1 protein-coding gene is annotated in these 1,188 nt (G+C 60.9%); it reads right to left on the bottom strand.

Features of this window, described 5'->3' with window-relative positions:
- Positions 1 to 46: 46 nt before the first annotated feature.
- Positions 47 to 985, bottom strand: coding sequence for an IS110 family transposase (locus EN984_RS35325; RefSeq protein ID WP_127270070.1), 939 nt, complete (start codon positions 983 to 985; stop codon positions 47 to 49).
- Positions 986 to 1,188 lie beyond the last annotated feature (203 nt).

Below are 1,188 nucleotides of genomic sequence, written 5' to 3'. Positions count from 1 at the left end.
TACGGGGAGAAATGCCCGGCAGGGCAATGAGCGACTATCTGTGGTGTCAAGTTGCATTGGCGAACTCCATGCGCGCATCGCGTGCTTTTGCATTGAGAATGACGAGGAGTTTTCGCGCCAGCGCCATGCGGATGACCATTTTGGTTTTGCCAGCCTTTTGCAACCGTTCGGCGAAAGCTTGCAGATGAGGATCGTACCTGGCGACGTGCCGGGCAACGATAAAGAGAATGCCACGCGGCCCGGTGCGACCGCCCCGAATATTACGAGGTCCCTCGCGTTTGCCGCTATCATTGGCGAAAGGCGAGAGCCCCACCAGCTTGGCGATGGCCTTGTTGGAGACGATGCCGATCTCGGGGACCTCCGCCAACAGACGGGCAACGGTGCGGTCAGCCAAGCCCTTGAAGACGCGGAATGTCATGTCGAGCCTGGCCCACAACGGATCATCGTCAATCAGCGAGGCCACCTCGCCAGCCAGCCGCTTCTCCTCGCGCTTGAGGCAGGTCAGCACCGTGGAGAGACTGGCCAGCGTCTCGGCGTCTGTGGTGGCGCTCTTGCGCTGCTTGTTGACGGTGATGTCGCCGGTGACTTGGGAAAGCCTGGAAACCAAGACTTTCAGTCGCTGCTGCGCGGGACTGGGCGGCGCCGCCGGCACGATCTGCTTGACCGACGCGTAATGGGCGATCACGGCCGCGTCGATGCGATCGGTTTTCTCGAAGGTGCCCATTGCTTCGGCGAAGCGACGCACGCTGCGAGGATTGACGATGCCGCAAGGCAGGCCGTTCTCCCAAAGCCACAGAAAGGCCAACCGCTCATAACCGCCCGTGGCCTCCATAACCGCGAGCTCGACACGATGGCCGCGGCAAAACACCAGCAACTCGCCTAGTCCCGCTGCGTCGTTGGCGAAGCGAGCAAACGCAGCGCCCGGCCGGATATGGGCGTCCAGCCAATCTTTCGAAACATCAACTCCACAAATAATGTTGTTCACGGTAACCTGCCTTGTTCGTGCGATTGGAGCCAAGCGACTATTCGGTCGTGCGTGACAAAGGCGAAGATCCCAAGCTCATTGACGGTTGTAGCCGGAGGGGCAGCGGGCGACTTCGCCAAGCCTCGGGCCGGATGGCCATCCGGCCCGAGGCTCAATCGCTTCCATCGCACATAATCATCTCGTGCAGATACAAGGGGCGGCGC

This window comes from Mesorhizobium sp. M7A.F.Ca.CA.004.12.1.1, assembly GCF_003997835.1.
Lineage (GTDB): Bacteria > Pseudomonadota > Alphaproteobacteria > Rhizobiales > Rhizobiaceae > Mesorhizobium.
Note: the sequence above shows the minus strand (reverse complement) of the source record. Positions and strands in the feature narration are given on the sequence as shown.